Below are 16,674 nucleotides of genomic sequence, written 5' to 3'. Positions count from 1 at the left end.
CGGACCGGCCATCTCTCACGTGTGGCCGGGGACCAGCTCGATGTCGGTGGCCGCGCCGGAATCGCTGATCACCACGGTGTTCCCGCCGCGCTGTTTGGCCCGGTACATCGCACCGTCCGCCGATCCGATGATCTCGCGCACCAACTGGTGACCGCAGGTCCCCGCGACCCGCACGTCGACGGCCGCGAGACCGATGCTCGCGGTGACCGAGATGGCCCCGACCGGTTCGGCGACAGCGCAGCGCAGACGGTCCGCGACGATCGCGGCGGCCCCGAGCGGCAGCCGCACGATGACCACGAATTCCTCACCGCCGCACCGGGATACGATGCTCCCGGCCGGGGACACCCGCCGCAGCCGAGCCGCGGTGCGGACCAGCACCTCATCACCGGAGCAATGCCCGAAGGTGTCGTTGACCGCCTTGAACCGGTCCAGGTCGATCACCATCACGCACGCCGGAGCCGACGCCGGGCGCGCGAACCAGATCGCCGAGTGGTATTCCAGCCCCCGCCTGCTCAGCAGCGTCGTCAAAGGATCGGAGAGCATTTCGCTGCGCAGCACGCCGTAGCAGAACTGCAGCCCCGGCGGCACGATGACCGCCGCCGTCATCCCGACCAGCATGATCACCGCGGCGGCCAGGTCACCGCCGCGGAACAGCGGGACCGACAACAGCATCGCCGAGAACAGCGCCCACACCGTGTGCACGACAAGCGTTTTCGGACCGTGGAAGGCACTGAGGTAGACACCGGTGATCAACAACATCATCATCCCGACGCTCGGGACCGCGTATCCGGGATTCAGTACGCAGACCGCCGTGACGCACACATCGGCGACCGCGATCAGCACCAGCGATTCCGTTTCGCCCGGCCAGGGCCCGGCCAGCCAGCGCGCGCTCCACACCGCCCCGAGCACCACCAGCGACCACATGACCGCGCGTGCGGCCGTCCCGTCGGGCCCGGTCGAGGAGAACAGGGTCAGCACCGCGATGAGAGGCGCGGCCAGACCGCACAATCCGATGGCCGTCTTCAGTACCCCCAGGGCCGACCGCGACGCGATCGCGGTGACCACCCAGCGGTAGTCGACCTCGTCGTGCCACCACTGTCGCAGCAATCTCAGCCCTACACGCACGTCTGGCCCCTCGACGCGGAACGAAGGTTATTGCACGATCGACCGATATCCACCGGCGAACAGCCCGGCCGGAAAGAACAGTCTATTCAGCGGTCATGCCCGCCACTATCGGTAAGTGAACCACGTCACATGTTCGAAAACTGTTCAGATTCCTAGACTGGTCAGTCGTTTTCGTGCTGAGCGCTGCGGGTGGGCGGCACGTACTCGAACTCGTTGAGCACCTGCCGCAGGAACCCGCGAAACAGATGCTGATCCGATGTCGTTGCGCCGTAGACGGTTTCGAGAACCGGCCGCAGCTGCCGCCCGGCGTCGATGACCAACCGCACCAGACCCTGTTCGGCGCAGCGCGCCAGCGTCGGCTCGAGCAGCTTCACGGCCTCGGCGGTCCGCCCGGCGGCGGACAGGCAACACCCGTACAGCAGTTCGGCATTGAGCAGCGCCCGCGGCCGGTGCTGGGTGGCGATGACCTCGACGAGCCGCTGGGCCCGCGCGCAGGCCCGCTCGGCGGCGTCCGGGGTGCGCTCGCGCAGCAGCAGCCGGATCGCCGAATCGTGGGAGAGTTCGGCCGCCATGGCCGACGGCGCGTCGGGGTAGGCGCGGTAGGGCTCGATCTGCCCGAGCTCCCGCCGGTCCGCCTCGTCGATCGGCAGTCCCAATCGAATGCGCTCGTTGAGGATTCGCGCGGCCAGCCGGGGCAGCGCCAGATCCGCCGCCACCTTGGCCCCCTCGTCCAGGCGCTGGTTCATCGTCGCCTCGTCACCGCGCACGGCAGCCAGACGCGCCCCCGTCCCGTACCCGGCCACCAGGAATTCCACCGCCCCGCCCTCGACTCCGGGCCCGCCCGCCAGCAGCTCCTCGGACTCGATGAATTGCCCTCTCTCGTAGAGCAATTCGCCCAGCAGCGCACTGGCCAGCCCGGTGGCCTGGGATTGCCCGCCGGTCTGCAGGGCCTGGCTCAGGGCGACCCGGAACCGCGCCTCGGCCGCGCCGACGTCGAGCCGTTCGTAGGCGGCGCTGCCGGCGATGCAGTCGCAGTACATGGGACCGAAGGGTCCGCGCGTCCGGTGGCGGAAGGGTTCGATCCAGCGATGCCACCGCTCCACCTCGTCGAAGTCGAAGTGGTACAACGCCGACACCATCGCCACCACCGCCAGCGCGTGCGCCAGGAACGGCCGGGCCGTGTCCCGCCCGCGCGCCAGCTCCGGGGCCGACACCACCGGCCGGTCGGTGACCAGGGCCAGCGCCGCCCGTGCCAGCGTCAGCTCGAACTCGAATTCCGGCGTACCGCCCGCGGGCCGGACCGCGGCCTCGGCCAGATCCAGGGCGGCCAGCGCGGCCGCCGGGCGTTGCACGGCCAGGTTCGCCCAGGCCAGATGCAGCTGCAGCATCGGACTCGACGCCATGAGCGAGCCGGGCAGCTTGGCCGCCAGGCCGAGCAGGGTCGCCATGCGGGAGCGTTCCATGAGCTGTTCGGCGTGGTCGGACACCAGGTCGAGGGCGGCGCGGGGCTCGCCCGCGGCGAGCACGTGATCGACCGCCTCGGTGAGCATGTCGTGTTCGGTGAACCAGTGCGCGGCGGTCAGGTGCAGCTCTTCGAGCAGGCCCGGATGCAGCCGGATGAGGCGATCGCGCAGGAACTGCGCGAACAGCGTGTGGTAGCGGAACCAGCGCAGATCGTCGTCGATGCTGCGCAGGAACAGGTCTCGCTGCCGCACCTGTTCGAGCATGTCCTGTCCGTTGGGCACGCCGGTCAGCGCCTCGGCGAGCGAGGCGTTGACGCGCTCGGGAACCGAGGTGCGCATGACGAATTCGAGCAGCTCCGGTTCGAGGGTGTCGACGACGTTCTCGAGCAGGTACTCCCCGATGGCGTAGTGGCGGCCCGAGATCTGGTCGATGTACGCGCCCGGATCCGTGCGCCCGCGCAGCGACATCGACGCCAGTTGCAGTGCGGCGGCCCAGCCTTCGGTCGATTGGCGCAGCCGCCCGACCTCCGCGGCGTCCAGCGTCAGCCCGCTGGTGTCGCTGAGGAACGCCGCGGTCTCCTGGTCGTCGAATCGCAGTGCCGCTTCGTCGATCTCGACGAGCTCGTCGCGAACTCGCATGCGCCCCAGGGGAAGTCCGGTCCGATTGCGGCTGGTGACGATCAGCCGCAGGTGGTGGCAGCCGTGGTCGAGCAGGAACTCCATGGCCGCCACGCTCGCCGGGCTCGTCACCCGATGCCAGTCGTCGACCACCAGCGCCACCGTCTGCCCGCTCTGGTGGATCTCGTCGATGAGGCTGGTCATGACCTGCCGGGTGGCGTCGCTGGCCTGCTGCTCGAGCAGCCGCTCCAGTTCCGCGCCCACGCCCGGATGGACGTAGCGGATCGCCTCCACCACATGCGACAGGAACCAGACGACATTGTCGTCGTCCTCGTCCACGGTGAGCCAGGCGGCCCGAACGCCTTCGGCGGCAGCGGCATTCACCCATTCGACGGCCAGGGTGCTCTTGCCGAATCCGGCGGGCCCGTGAATCAGTACCAGCCGCCGCGCCTGGCCCGCGCGCAGGCGATCGAGCAGTCGTGTGCGCGGGACGGGCTGACGCGGCGAGCTCGGCGGGCGGTAGCGCCGCGACGGCGCGGGGGTACGGCCCGAGGGTGCGGCTGGGATCGGCGGTGCAAGCACCGGTGTCCCGCTCTCGGCCGGTAATGCCATCGAATCGACCGGCAGCCCGCTGGAGTACTGGATATTGCGCAGCCGCTCGCCGAATTCGCGGGCGCCGGGCGGGCGGTCGGAGGGATCGATCGCCATCGCGGCTTCCAGGGCCGCGCACAGCGGAGCCGGAACCCCCGCCGGGCGCAGGTCCGGGATCGGCTCGGAGGTGATCCGCACGAACTGCTCGATCAGCGTCTCGCCGTCCCGGCGGCCGAAGGCGGCATGACCGGTGATCAGGCAGAACAGGGTGGCGCCCAGTCCGTAGACGTCCGCGGCCACGGTCGGCTCGCTGCCGCGGAACAGTTCGGGCGCGGTGAACGCCGGGGTCCCGGCGACCATCCCGTCGCCGGTCTCGAAAGCCCCGCCGACTCGGGCGATTCCGAAGTCGCTCAGCTGCGGCTCGCCGTAGTCCGAGACCAGGATGTTGGCCGGATTGACATCGCGGTGCACGATCCCGTGCGCGTGCGCGGCGGCCAGCGCCCCGGCGATCTTCACCCCGACCGACAGCACCTCCGGCCAGGGCATCGGCCCGCGCTCGTTGATCCGGGTCTGCAGCGACCCGTGCGCGTAGAACGGCATCACCAGATAGGGCCGCCCGGTGACCGTGATGTCGGCCGAGAGCACCTGAACGATGTGCGGATGCCCGCCGAACCGCGCCAGCGTCCGCTGCTCGCGCAGAAACCGCGCCCGCTCCCCGTCCTCGGACGCCGCCAGCACCTTGACCGCGACCGCCCGATCCAGCGAATGCTCGACGCACCGATAGACGACACCGAATCCGCCCCGCCCGATCTCGCGGGCATCGTCGAACCCCGCCGCGGCGAGTTCCGCGGCGAGTCCGATTCGCAGGTCAGGCTGCGTTCCGCCAGTGTCCCGCTCGGCCATCACCCATTCGCCTCACCTCTCGACGTGAGAATCGGCCCCGACCTGACGATCGTAACCACGAATGTGCCCAGAGACCGCTAGGACGGGCTGCGGCGCGAACCGGATGGGGGGTTGTCACGCACAGGACGAAGACCACTCAGGCCACCGGCGACCGGACCGCCTATTGGCCGTACGAATAGCGCAGGTCGGCGAACAGCAGTTTGTTCATTCGATGGCGCATATGACCCAGTTTGCTCGGGTCGGGTGGTTGACCGGCCGCGAGCAGGGTGAACCGCAGGAGCGTGCCGCCGTCTGCGGCCCGTAACTCGAAACGCACCTGGTCGCCAGGGCGGTTGGGCCACAACGAGGACCATACGACGGTGGCCGGTTCCTCGGCGGCCAGAATCTTGGGTTCCGTCTCATCGGACAGCAGGTTCAACCACGGCCGCGCATTCGGCCGCCGAGGCTCGACCAGAGACCCCCAGACAATGTGCGGAGGGGCGGGCAGGGTCCGTGCCCGAGACCCGATGTCCATCATCCACCGAGCCTACCGACCAGTCGCCCAATGCTTTCCACAGCCCAGCGGCGGTGACAGCGCCGCACAGGTCAGCAGATAGGCGCTGGTCCCCCAGATCACGTGGGAGACATCGGTGTTCAGACCATGATCTTCAGCAGCACATGCCAGGGATTGCGTTCGGGATGCTTGACAAAGTCCTGGAAGTCCTTCGAGAGGAAGGGGATTCAGTCGGCGCGAATGCCGGTGGCGAGGAAGAACGGGAGGGCGACGAACAGCCGATCCGCGCGCGCACGCGCGGCCTGATCGTCGAGCCAGGCGCGCGGGGCGCCGAGGTCGGCGAGGGCGGGCAGGCATCCGGCATCCGTCCACACGATCGTGCGCACCTCCACCGTGACATCGGTGAACCCGTTGTCCAGCAAGAGGTTCCGATGTCGCCTGGCCACCCGCGGGCTGCGCACCCGATCCGCGCGGGCATGCACGATCGCACGGGTGAGTTCGGGATCGTCGGAGTCGATCACCCAGGTGTCCCAGTCCTGGCCGATGAGCACCGCGCGACCGTCGGGTGCCAGTACCCGGCGGGCTTCGAGCACGGCGAGCTCGGGCTCGGGCAAGGTGTGCAGGAGCTTGTCGGCCCGATACCCGGTCACCGAACCGTCGTCGAGGGGGATCGCGGTGGCGTCACCGACGTGGAACTCGCCCGCGGGCCAGCGTTCCCGGGCCAGCTCGATCGCCCCGGGATCGAGATCGACCCCGATCGCTCGCGTCCCCGCCGCGGCCAGCTCCCCCACCGCGCGCCCGGTCCCGCACCCGACGTCGACCACCACGTCGCCCAATCCCCGGTAGGCGTGTTCTCGCAGCTCACGAACCCGGGGAAGGTTGTCGAAAGCGTCGAGGAGGGAAATCAATTCAGCCATCGGAGTCGTCATGCCGGCCAGTCTGCGACCTACAGCCGACTTGAAGTCAACGCCGAATTCCGCACGGCCGGTTGCGGTCCCGGCGGGCCGGGAAAGTGGCAGACTTTTCAGCAGTATCTCGGGTGGGCGAAGGACGGATCGTGGACCTACGGATTGCCGTGGACGAGTCGGGCAACGGCATGGAGGCACTGCACTCCTTGTTCACCGCCTTGGTAGCCGATGACCGGCTACGCGCCGCGCACAAGCAGATCGTTCGCTCGACACCTCGACCGACGAGCGCGGACCCCGAACCGGAGTCCATCCGCGTGATCGCTGACGCCCCCGATGTGTGGGGCGCGCTGTACACCGCCATTCTCGCGTGGCTGCCGACGCGCCGAGAACGCCTGCGGCTGAAGTTCACCGGCCCCGACGGGGTGAGCATCAGAATCGAGGCGACCGGCGGGCCGCGGGTCGAAGCCAACCTCGTCCGGCAGGCCATCGAGGTGATGATGGGTGCGGACCCGGACATCACGGGCAAGGCCCGGCTCCAAGAGCCCGGCTCGATGACTGGTCCTGCCGCCGAGGACAGACCGCGTGCCGTGCCGCTCCCGACGCCCGCGCCTACTGCTCCGGCCCCAGCCCCGTCTCCGTCTCCGAAACCCTCGAGGCCCCACCTCGTCTCAGCATTCGCTGCCGGGTTCGGTGGCATCTTCGACCTGTTCGGCACCTCACGGAAGCCGCCCGAACCACTGCCGTCGTTCGAATCCACCATCGCCGATGATCTGCATGAGCTCTGTCGACTGCTCGGCACGACACCCGACGGGGAAGGCGCGGGCCGATGCCAGAACCCGACAACGAGGTGACCGTCAAGGAGCTCGTGGCGCTCGAGGCCGAAGCCCCTGAGATCTGCCGGATGTTCCTCGAACAGAAGAAGCTCGATCAGCGACATCGGCGGCGATTCGCCTGGGTCAGCCTGCTGACACAGACGGTCGGGAACCTGTCCGGATTGGCCGCGTTGGGAATCCTGGCGATCGTCGCCTGGCACGCCATCGACACCGGCGCGGCGACGCAGGGGTCCGCGATCATCTGCACCGGCGCGGTCTCCATCGTCGCGGTGTTCGTCACCGGTCGCCTCACGGTGGGGCGGACCGAACGGCCGCATGCCGCTCGGCGCTCCGAGCAGCGAGGCGATTGACCCGAAGGCTCCGGCAGCTACGTCTCGAATACTTGCGTACAAAACTCGCAAAATGGACGAAATATCAATTCCACCTGCAGTTTTCGCTCGTGTCGGTCCGGCGGATCGAGGGGATCCTGTGCTGAGGTGTGCATCGGTGAATTCTCAGCAATCCAGGAGGGTCGATGCGCACAAGGACGTGCCTGATCTTGGTCGGCGCCGCGGCGGTGTTCGCCGCGCCCGGACCGGCGGTGGCGAGCCCGTCCGGGCAGGCGCGGGCGGTTCGGGAGTATGTGGCGCTCGGTGATTCGTGGGCCGCCGATGCGACGATCACCGGGATCAGCACGCAGTTCGTCCCGTTCTGGTGCGTGCAGAGTGCGAACTCCTATGCCAAGCAGGTGGCGAAGGCGCTCGCGGTGAGCGAGTTCCGGGACGCGGGGTGCGCGTCGGCGGTGACCGCGGATCTGACCACGGCGCAGACGCTGCCCGACGGGCAGGTCAGTCCACCCCAGCTCGACCGGCTCTCACCCGACACCGACCTCGTGACGCTCGAGATCGGCGGCAACGACGCGGGCTTGGCGGCCATCGTGCCCACCTGCCTGACCAGCTCCCCGCAGGTCTCGGGTTGTTCGCGGGTGCGGACCGCCGCCGACGGCGGGGACGCCATGTCGGCGAGCATCCGCGCCGCCGAGCCGAAGGTCGCCGAGGCCATCGCCGGAGTGCGCGCCCGCTCGCCGCACGCGCGCATCCTGCTCGTCGACTACATGGCCGGAGTCGTCCCCGGCGACGGCTGCTTCCCGAACATCCCCATCACCGACGAGGACGCGAACTGGTTGGGGCACAAGCTGATCGAACTCGACGCCATGCTCGCCCGGGTCGCCGCGGCGACCGGCGTCGAACTGGTCGACACCTATACCGACAGTGTCGGCCACGACGCCTGCCGCCCCGACGGCGTCCGCTGGGTCGAGGGCCTGGTCCCCCGCGCCACCGAACATTCCGAACTCGCGGTGCCCTTCCACCCCAACCGGCTGGGCGCCGATCACCAGGCGCGCCAGATCCTGCGGGCACTCACGAAGTGATGGACGACTAGCGGACCTGAGCCGACATCACCGCGGATACCGGGGTGATGTCGTGCTGCACGTCCGGGACGAGGACGTGGCCGGCGAGGCCGCCGATGGCAAAAGCTCCAATGACGATGGCCGCGATCTTCGAATTGATTCGGCGGGGCTGCTGCACAGCGAACAGGCCGAAATTCTTCACCGATCCACGAGTCTGGTCGTACATGGTTTCCTCCAATTGCTGGGCCGCCCCGGCGCGGTGGTTCCGCACCGTCGAAATACCCAATGTCCCTCTCCGACTGTGTTTTCGGAGTTCGGGACCTCAACGCGAATTGCGTCCTAAGTATTACCACGTCGGCACCCTTACATCCATGGGTGTCGGGCGCCACATTCGGCCCGGTTCGATATCGAAAACGCCCAGCAAGGCGACCCTTTCGTAGGTCCTCGACAAATCACCGACGGCAATCGGGGGCCACACTCGGAGAATCACACCAACGAATAACGGAATTCGCCATGCGCGCCCGCGTCCGCGTGTGCACGCCGTCACCATGAGATCTCGAACACCATCCCGACGTGGCGCGGACCGGGCCCGGAGCGCACACTGGTGGCGTAGCGCCGAATTCCTCTCGCGGAGTTGATGTGATGGCAACCAATGGACCTTTCGGGATCGATCCGGAAGACCTCGAGCGCGCCCTGCGCGAGGCCGGCATCGACCTGCGCGACCTGCTCGGCAAGGCGTCCGACTACCTCGACCACTCCACCGCCAATCCCCTGAGCACCCTGCTCGGCCTCCTGGTGCCGCCCGCACGCACCCCGAAACCGGAGAGCCCGATCACCGGCGAATCCGGCAACGGCGTGTGGGCCGTCTATGTCGTGGACGACACCGGCGGCGCGACGGTCGACCAGGTCTTCCCCACCGAACTCGAGGCCCTGCGCGCCCACCGCGACAACACCGACCCCAACCGCCGGGTCCGCTTCCTGCCCTACGGCGTCACCGTCAGCGCCCTCGACGCGACCTGACCGGGTCGTCACGCGTTCCGCAACTGCGCCGCGTACACACCGGCCTGTGCCGGAGTGTCGATGCCGAGCTTGCTCATGAGCCGCGCGATATAGGCGCGGACGGTGTTCTCGGTGAAGAACATCCGGCTGGCGATCTGCTTGTTGGACAAGCCTTCTGCCAGCAACAGCAGGATGGTCATCTCCATCGTCGTCAAGCTCGCGAGCAGTGCGCGCTGATCGGAGTGGCGGCGGCGGAACTCGTTCATCAGGACCGGTGTCGAGTGGCTGTCGAGCCGTGATTTCCCGGCGGCGATGGCCTTGACCGCGTCGCCGAGCGCCAGCTCGGTGAGATCTTTGATCATGTATCCGGCCGCGCCCGCGTGGACGGCGTCGAGCATCGCCTCGGGTTCGACCTGTGAGGTCAGGACCAGACAGCGGGTAGCGGCCTTGGTGGCCTTGAGATTCCGGCAGATTCGCAGACCGTCACCGTCGGGCAGGCGGGGATCGATGATCACCACATCGGGGGCGAGGCCGGGCAGCAGCGTGAGAGCGCGGTGGAGGGTGTCGGCCTCGCCGACGACCGAGATGGTCGGGTCGATCTCGAGCAGATCGGCGATGGCGTCACGGACGGTGCGGTCGCGGTCGACGACGACCACGCGCACCGGGTGCTGGGGTGTGGGCGCTCGCGGGTCCGGCCTGGAAGTGGTGGTGATGGTCATGCCTCAACGGTGCGCTCACCGACCGGTTCCGGCATCGTGCCGTGGGGCATCGCGGGCAGGGTCTTTTGCCACCGAAAGGCCCTCCGGACCCTGGAGGTGCCTGTGAGATCTACCAAAACGGCCGGAGGGTTTATCCGCTGTGTCACGGAGCTGGCGGGAATTGTCCACCGCGCGAATTCGGCTCGATATCTTGGGCATCCGAGCAGTTAATGGGAAGGATCCGCGCCGATGACTGTCGATGTTCCGAACCGGGCCGGTTTGACGCTGTCCGGGAAGCCGATGTCTTCGCCGCTGCGTAACGTTCGCTCCCTCGCACGCCAGATGGTCGACTATTTCGTCGAGAATGTGGCGGCGTGCGGGACCCTGCCCGGCGATGCCATCAGTGGCGATATCACCGCAATCACGCGTACCAATCTGGAGTTCGCGGTCGCGATGCTGGATGGGCACAACATTCCCGCGCAGACCAAGAAGCTCGAGGCGGCCGCGGCGCAGTGGGCGCGCGAGGGCGTCCCGATCGACACCATTCAGCACGCGATCCACGAGGGTTTCCTGATGGGTCTGGACCTGGTGGTGTCGGGCACCGCGCCGCGGCGGGCCACGCCGCTGGACGCGGCGAGTGAGGGCCCCGTCGCGTTCACCGATTACGAGAATCTGCTCAGCGGAACCCGGCTCGTCGTCGAGATGCTCGACACCATGACGACCACGATCTCCAAAGCGTACGTGCGTGAGTTGCGGGCCGTGGTCAGCGAACACCACACCGCCGTGCACACCTTGACCTCCGCGCTGCTGGCCGGCAAGTCGACCTCGACCATGGCGCGCGAGTGCGGCATCGAGATCCTCGACGCCTATGTCGTACTGGCGGTGTCGATTCCGCCGCATCCCGACGAGCGCAACCCCTTGCTCGACGGCAAGGTGGTGGCGCGGCGCAAGCTGCGCCGGATCCAGGCCAGGCTCGCGGATCTGTGCGAGGACGCCGCGCTGTCACTGCTCAGCGTCGACGGCGGCACCATCCTGCTGCCCGCGGACTGCTTCGACGCTCAGGGGTACGCCCGGCTGATCAGCGAACTGTCCGGGGCCGCACGGACTCCGATCACCGCGGCGCTGATCGAAGCCTCCCCCGACGCGATCCCCGACGCCGCCGATCAGGCGCACGAGTTGCTGGACATGGTGGCGCGCCTGCACTGCGAGCCGGGTCTGTACCGCTTCGACGATCTCGCACTCGAATACCAGCTGACCCGCCCCGGCCCCGGGCGAGAGTATCTGGGCGCGCTGCTCGATCCGCTCGACGAACACCCGGAGCTGCTGCAGACGCTGCGGGTCCACATCGCCAACAACCTGCATCGCGCGCGCACCGCACGAACGCTGCACATCCACACCAACACCATCGATTACCGGTTGAAACGGATCGCGCAGTTGACCGGCTTCGACCCCACCGAGGCGTCGGGCCTGTGGTACCTGCGTTCCGCGCTGGTGGCCCGCAGCTACCAGACCAATCGTGATCAACTCCAACGGTCCGGGACCCGATCTGTGAAGCGCCCCAGAGCCTTCCACGCCGACTCGGCCCAAGGATCGGTTCGGCCATAGGCTGAACTCGCCCGCAACTCCGCAGCGGGCTGTGGACAACGTCGTCCGCGCCAGGTACACACCGGGTACCCCTGCCCGATTCCCTCCCGGTGTGTACCCACCCGCGACGGCGACTCGATTCCCGCCGATGCGACCCGATTCGATCGGCCCGTCAGAACCGCGAGATTGTGGTAGCCGAGATCATAGACGTGACCGTCGAATTGCCGGTCGCGCAACAACCGATTCGGGACCTGCTGATGGATCCGCAGGTGTACCCGAGAATTTTCGCCGGAATCGGCGCGTGCGAGCAGGTCGAGGCCGGGGACGGACACCCGGTCTGGCAGTTCCGAATCGGCACGCCCCGAGCGGGGCTGCGCACGCTCACCGTGACGATGCGCCTCGGCCGCGGCGAGGACTTCGAGGTGCAGTGCCCGCAGCTCGGCAGTTTCGGGCTGATCCGCTTCCGCGGCGACGCGGACCGAACCCGGGTCACGGTCACCTATTTCGCGCCCGGCCGCGTTCATCCCGCGATCGCCGGGCTATCGATTTCGGCGGTGACGGACTGGACCGTGCGGGCATTGCACCGGCTCGCCGATCTGGTGTCCGGCACGGCGGCATCGGTGGTGGACAACGGCGAGAACTCGCCGCTGCGCAGTCGTCTGCGCGTCGCCCAGCGGATCGTCTCGACCGGCGTCGTCGCCGCGGCACGACCCGACCGCAGTGTGCGGCAACTCGGCGAGGTCGCGAAGTGGGGGTTCAATCTCGCGGGCGGCTACGCGGCGGGCGCGGCGCACTCACCCGACCGGGTCGCCGTCCACGACCGCCACGGCGACCGGACCTACCACGAGATCCACACGCGCAGTCAGCGATTGGCGGGCGCGATGGCGGGACTGGGCCTGCACGCCGGTGACGCGGTCGGACTGCTCGCGCTCAATCATGCCGGGGCGGTCGAGACCATGGTCGCCGCGGGCAAACTCGGCATCGACGTCGTGCTGCTCAACGCGGGCCTGTCGGCGCGGCGTATCGAGGACATCGTGCAGCGGCATCGGCTCGAATGCCTGTTCGTCGACAGCTCCCTCGAACCCCTTGTGCACTACCTGCATTCGGATATCCGGCGGATCCGTACGGATCGGGGAACGATACCCGGCCGGACCGGCATCGACGATCTGATCGAGGCGGACGAAGCCGGGTTCCCGCAACCCACGCGGCACGGTCGCCTGATCGTCCTGACCAGTGGGACCAGCGGCACCCCGAAGGGCGCGCGCCGTCCGCACGCCAAGGGTTTCGCGACGATCGCCGCGCTGCTGTCGCGAATCCCGTTGCGGGTGAACGAGACCATGCTCATCGCCGCGCCGCTGTTCCACACCTGGGGTTTGGCGGCACTGCAATTGAGCACCGCATTGCGCGACAGTGTCGTGCTCGCCGAGGAATTCGATGCCGCCGATTGCCTGCGCCGGATCGCCGAGCTGCGCGCCGCGGTCCTGATCGTGGTTCCCACGATGGTGCAGCGCCTGCTCGATCTGCCCGACCACATCCGCGACCGCTACGACACCTCGAGTCTGCGGGTGGTCGTCAGTTGCGGTGCGCCCCTTGCCGGTGCGACCGTGCTGCGCTTCATGGACGCCTTCGGCGACATCCTCTACAACGTGTACGGCTCGACCGAGGTGTCCTGGGCGACCATCGCCACACCCGACGATCTGCGCATCTCCCCGACCACGGCGGGCCGGCCGCCGCTGGGCACGAAGCTGGCCGTCCTGGGCCCGGATCGGCGACCGGTGCCCATCGGCGCGACCGGGCGCATCTACGTCGGCAACCACATGCTCTTCGACGGCTACGTGAACTGTCCGCCGCCGGACGAGGTCGACGGCCTGCTCGATACCGGCGACCTCGGCTACCTCGACGCGGCGGGGCGGCTGTTCATCGCGGGCCGCGACGACGAGATGATCATCTCCGGCGGGGAGAACGTCTTTCCCCGGCCGGTGGAGGAGGCGCTGTCGCATCTGCCGCAGATCAGCGAGGTGGCGGTGGTCGGCGTGCCCGATCGCGAATTCGGCCAGCGCCTGGTCGCGTTCATCGTCGAACGCGAAGGGTCCGGCCTGGATCCGGACATGGTCCGCGGCTACATTCGCAACCGGCTGAGCCGATTCAGCGTGCCCCGCGACATCGTGTTTCTCACCGCGCTGCCCCGCGGCGAAACCGGCAAGGTCCTCAAATGGCTGCTGACCGGCACCACACAGGGCTCGACGCCGTGAGGGGCCGCCGACTGTGCCCTTTCCTCACCGCCATTCGATTCTTTCGTTAATTGTCCACAAGGCCAAGCGAATTCAACTTGGTCGATCGACCGGAACATAGCCTGGTGGCCACCTTCTCGCACGAACCGTTGGAGTGTGCCCGATGACCGGAGGATCCGTCCGAACCACCTTCATGACGCGGTTTCTCGACCACATCACCGATCAGCGCGACGACCTGGCGCTGCCCGACGACCTGGATTCCATAGTGCGCGAATGCCTTCGGCTCGGCATCCACGCACTTGACGCCACCGCCGATCAGGCGAGAATCCCGGTGGCCAAACTCGCGGAGACCGGAGCCGAGATCGCCCGCGAGGGCATCCCGCTCGAGGGCCTGCTGGGGGCGCTGCACGAGACGGCCCGCCGCGGTCTCAGAGAACTGGATCCGCAATCGTCGTCCGCCGCAACGAAACCGACCGGCGAGGTGTACTCGGTGATGAGACTGCTCGAGGTCGCCACCGTCGCGACCGCATCCGGCTACGTGCAGGAACACCGTCTCACCGCGCGCGAACACCAGACCGCCGCACAAGCGAGCATCGTGGCCCTGCTCAGCGGGCAGCGACGGCTCGCGATGGACCTGCGCGCCCACATTCCACTGGCCCAGACCTATGAGGTTGTGGCACTCCATATTCCGCGTCACGCCAGCGAGAACGGCACCCGTCTGCACGCGGAGATCAGCGCACGACGCAAACTGAACCGCCTCCAGGCCGCGCTGCCACCCGTCCTCGGCTCGCATACGCTCGCGCTGCTGAGCGCGGCGGGCGGAATCATCCTCGTGCCCAACCACGACCCGGTCGGACGCGCGGTCGAGGGAGCCGTCATCACCACACCGGAAGCCTTCGACCTCTTGACCGGGGCCGCGGCGGTACCGCTCACCGCCGCCGTCGTCGCGGGCCCGGTCGAAGACATCCCGACACTGGCCGCGCAAGCCTACGAACTGTTGGAGCTGGCCCGAACACTGCGACGCCCGCCCGGGTTGTACCGGATGGCGGACCTCGCGGTGGAATACCAACTGACCCGGCCCGGCACCGCGCGCGACCACCTCATCGCGTCGCTCTCACCGCTGGAACGCCATCCCGACCTGCTCGACGCCCTGCGCGCCTACCTCGATTGCGGGCTCGATCGCGGGCGCACCGCGGATCGCCTCGGCGTCCACCCCAACAGCGTCACCAACCGGCTGCGGCGCATCCACCGCGTATCCGGTTTGGATCTCACCGATACCGAAGGCATTTCCCGCGCCGCGCTCGCCCTGCTCGGCCGAGAGCTCGAGGCACACGAAAACCGCGCGGTATGAACCACCGACCGTCCCGGCGAGGAAAAGTGGACCGGAACACGTGCTCGCACAGCCACTTTCCCGAGTCCTTGCGGCGCAATGGCGATCACGCGCTCACCCGGCAGCACGGGAATGTCGGTGCTGCCCCATCGAACGTTGGGCACCGATTGCCCATCGATGCCGACCCCACCGTCGGAACCACAATCGACCAGGCCGGATGGGATGCGGCGAGCCGTATGCCGGTGGTCCCGGCCTCCGTGGAGTACCGCATTCCGTGTCCTCACCGTGTGTCGCGGCGGGGGTGCGCGTTGCCCCACCCTGACCCCCGCATATTTCAATCGCCTTACCGAAAGGGCTCATCCGGCAGGGAAGGGACCAATGGCTCCTGGGCGGACGACCACCGGACCTGTCGAGAGCGGCAGCGGGGTGTGACGCTGGAAGAAGCTTTGTCGAGCACCTGCCGATAGCGATTTCATCGAGGGAAATGGGGTGCGGCACATGCGAGTTGCCGTTACCGGCGCATCCGGATTTCTGGGCGTGAACCTCGTCGATCGACTGGTCGAGTCACGGCACGAGGTTGTCGCGCTCGATCGGAAAATACCGGACGGGCCACCGCGAGAAGGGGTTTCATGGGCCCGCGCGGATGTGCTGGATCCGGTGCGGATGCGCGCGGCGCTGGACGGGGCCGAGGTGGTGTATCACCTGGCGGCGGTGATCACGCTGGCGCATCGGGATGACCGCGCTTGGAAGGTCAATACCCAGGGCGTCCGAACTGTCGCCGAGGCCGCGGCGGCGGCCGGGGTACGGCGCATGGTGCACTGCAGCTCGATCCATTCCTTCGACCAGCACCGGTGCGGCGGCCGCATCGACGAGTCGGCTCCGCGATCCACCGATCCCGGACTGCCGGTGTACGACCGCTCCAAATGGCAGGGCGAGGTCGAGTTGCACTCGGTGATCGACAGTGGGCTGGACGCGGTGATCTGCAATCCCACCGGTGTCTACGGCCCGGTCGACTACGGCTTGTCGCGCATCAACGCGATCTTGCGCGACGCCGCGCGCGGACGGGTGCCGATGATGGTCGACGGAACCTTCGACCTCGTCGACGTCCGCGATGTCGCCGACGGGCTGATCGCGGCCGCCGACAAGGGGCGCACCGGCGAGAACTACCTGCTGCCCGGGCACATGACACGAATGCTCGCGGCCTGCCGGCTCGCCGCGAACGCGACCGGCCGGCGCGGCCCGTGGTTCGGGCTGCCGCTGCGCCTGGTCGAGGCGATCACGCCGATCGCCGAGCCGATCGGCGCGGTGTTCGGCTCCGATCTGGTCAGCCGCGCCTCGCTGGCCGCACTGCGCGCCACCCCGATCGTCGACGGCGCCAAGGCGAGGGCCGAACTCGGCTACCGCGCCCGCCCGGCCGCCGAAACCATTCGGGACCTCGTCGAATTCTTCGTCGCCACCGGCCGGCTCGACCGCACCCCGCGCGTGGGGGCAGAGCTTTGAAGGCCGTGGTG

At 68.3% G+C, this 16,674-nt stretch carries 14 protein-coding genes; 8 read left to right on the top strand and 6 right to left on the bottom strand.

Annotated elements, in window-relative coordinates:
• Nucleotides 1–15: 15 nt before the first annotated feature.
• From GPX89_RS45825 to GPX89_RS10000, 4 genes are all read right to left on the bottom strand, one after another.
• Nucleotides 16–1,125 carry a GGDEF domain-containing protein gene (locus tag GPX89_RS45825; RefSeq protein WP_157387257.1) on the bottom strand — a complete coding sequence of 370 codons (1,110 nt, stop codon included), beginning with the start codon at nt 1,123–1,125 and terminating at the stop codon, nt 16–18.
• A 161-nt stretch (nt 1,126–1,286) separates the two neighbouring features.
• Nucleotides 1,287–4,700: a serine/threonine-protein kinase gene (locus GPX89_RS10010; protein ID WP_157387256.1), complete on the bottom strand. Its 3,414-nt coding sequence runs from the start codon at nt 4,698–4,700 to the stop codon at nt 1,287–1,289.
• A gap of 160 nt (nt 4,701–4,860) precedes the next feature.
• Nucleotides 4,861–5,217 (bottom strand): SRPBCC family protein, encoded by a 357-nt coding sequence (locus tag GPX89_RS10005; protein WP_157387255.1) that lies wholly within the window; start codon nt 5,215–5,217, stop codon nt 4,861–4,863.
• Nucleotides 5,218–5,420: 203 nt separating this feature from the next.
• Nucleotides 5,421–6,122 (bottom strand): methyltransferase domain-containing protein, encoded by a 702-nt coding sequence (locus tag GPX89_RS10000; RefSeq protein ID WP_198347356.1) that lies wholly within the window; start codon nt 6,120–6,122, stop codon nt 5,421–5,423.
• A gap of 128 nt (nt 6,123–6,250) precedes the next feature.
• On the opposite strand from GPX89_RS10000, the gene GPX89_RS09995 reads away from it, so the two are divergent.
• The 3 genes from GPX89_RS09995 (at nt 6,251) to GPX89_RS09985 (ending at nt 8,342) form a co-directional block, all read left to right on the top strand.
• On the top strand, nt 6,251–6,952 hold the full coding sequence (locus GPX89_RS09995) for an effector-associated constant component EACC1 (protein WP_157387254.1): 702 nt from the start codon (nt 6,251–6,253) through the stop codon (nt 6,950–6,952).
• Nucleotides 6,928–7,284 carry a hypothetical protein gene (locus GPX89_RS09990; RefSeq protein WP_157387253.1) on the top strand — a complete coding sequence of 119 codons (357 nt, stop codon included), beginning with the start codon at nt 6,928–6,930 and terminating at the stop codon, nt 7,282–7,284. Before GPX89_RS09995 ends, GPX89_RS09990 begins: the two co-directional genes overlap by 25 nt.
• 164 nt (nt 7,285–7,448) lie before the next feature.
• Nucleotides 7,449–8,342, top strand: a complete 894-nt coding sequence (locus GPX89_RS09985) for an SGNH/GDSL hydrolase family protein (RefSeq protein ID WP_157387252.1) — start codon at nt 7,449–7,451, stop codon at nt 8,340–8,342.
• A gap of 7 nt (nt 8,343–8,349) precedes the next feature.
• Here GPX89_RS09985 and GPX89_RS09980 read toward each other — a convergent pair whose 3' ends face one another.
• On the bottom strand, nt 8,350–8,547 hold the full coding sequence (locus GPX89_RS09980; RefSeq protein ID WP_157387251.1) for a hypothetical protein: 198 nt from the start codon (nt 8,545–8,547) through the stop codon (nt 8,350–8,352).
• Between the two features lie 416 nt (nt 8,548–8,963).
• Between GPX89_RS09980 and GPX89_RS09975 the strand changes: the two genes are divergently transcribed.
• Nucleotides 8,964–9,341, top strand: coding sequence for a hypothetical protein (locus GPX89_RS09975; protein WP_157387250.1), 378 nt, complete (start codon nt 8,964–8,966; stop codon nt 9,339–9,341).
• An 8-nt stretch (nt 9,342–9,349) separates the two neighbouring features.
• On the opposite strand, the gene GPX89_RS09970 is transcribed toward GPX89_RS09975, so the two are convergent.
• Nucleotides 9,350–10,039: a response regulator gene (locus GPX89_RS09970; RefSeq protein ID WP_157387249.1), complete on the bottom strand. Its 690-nt coding sequence runs from the start codon at nt 10,037–10,039 to the stop codon at nt 9,350–9,352.
• Nucleotides 10,040–10,267: 228 nt separating this feature from the next.
• Here GPX89_RS09970 and GPX89_RS09965 point away from each other — a divergent pair, with 228 nt between their 5' ends.
• From GPX89_RS09965 to GPX89_RS09950, 4 genes are all read left to right on the top strand, one after another.
• Nucleotides 10,268–11,623, top strand: a complete 1,356-nt coding sequence (locus tag GPX89_RS09965) for a PucR family transcriptional regulator (protein WP_157387248.1) — start codon at nt 10,268–10,270, stop codon at nt 11,621–11,623.
• Between the two features lie 236 nt (nt 11,624–11,859).
• Nucleotides 11,860–13,854, top strand: a complete 1,995-nt coding sequence (locus GPX89_RS09960; RefSeq protein WP_157388077.1) for an AMP-binding protein — start codon at nt 11,860–11,862, stop codon at nt 13,852–13,854.
• A gap of 142 nt (nt 13,855–13,996) precedes the next feature.
• The gene (locus GPX89_RS09955; protein ID WP_157387247.1) at nt 13,997–15,184 is read left to right on the top strand and encodes a PucR family transcriptional regulator; all 1,188 of its coding nucleotides are present in this window, start codon (nt 13,997–13,999) and stop codon (nt 15,182–15,184) included.
• 477 nt (nt 15,185–15,661) lie between these two features.
• On the top strand, nt 15,662–16,663 hold the full coding sequence (locus GPX89_RS09950; protein ID WP_157387246.1) for an NAD-dependent epimerase/dehydratase family protein: 1,002 nt from the start codon (nt 15,662–15,664) through the stop codon (nt 16,661–16,663).
• Nucleotides 16,664–16,674 lie beyond the last annotated feature (11 nt).

It is taken from the genome of Nocardia terrae, assembly GCF_009760405.1.
Taxonomy (GTDB): Bacteria; Actinomycetota; Actinomycetes; order Mycobacteriales; family Mycobacteriaceae; genus Nocardia; species Nocardia terrae.
This window is presented reverse-complemented; position numbering and strand designations above follow the sequence as displayed.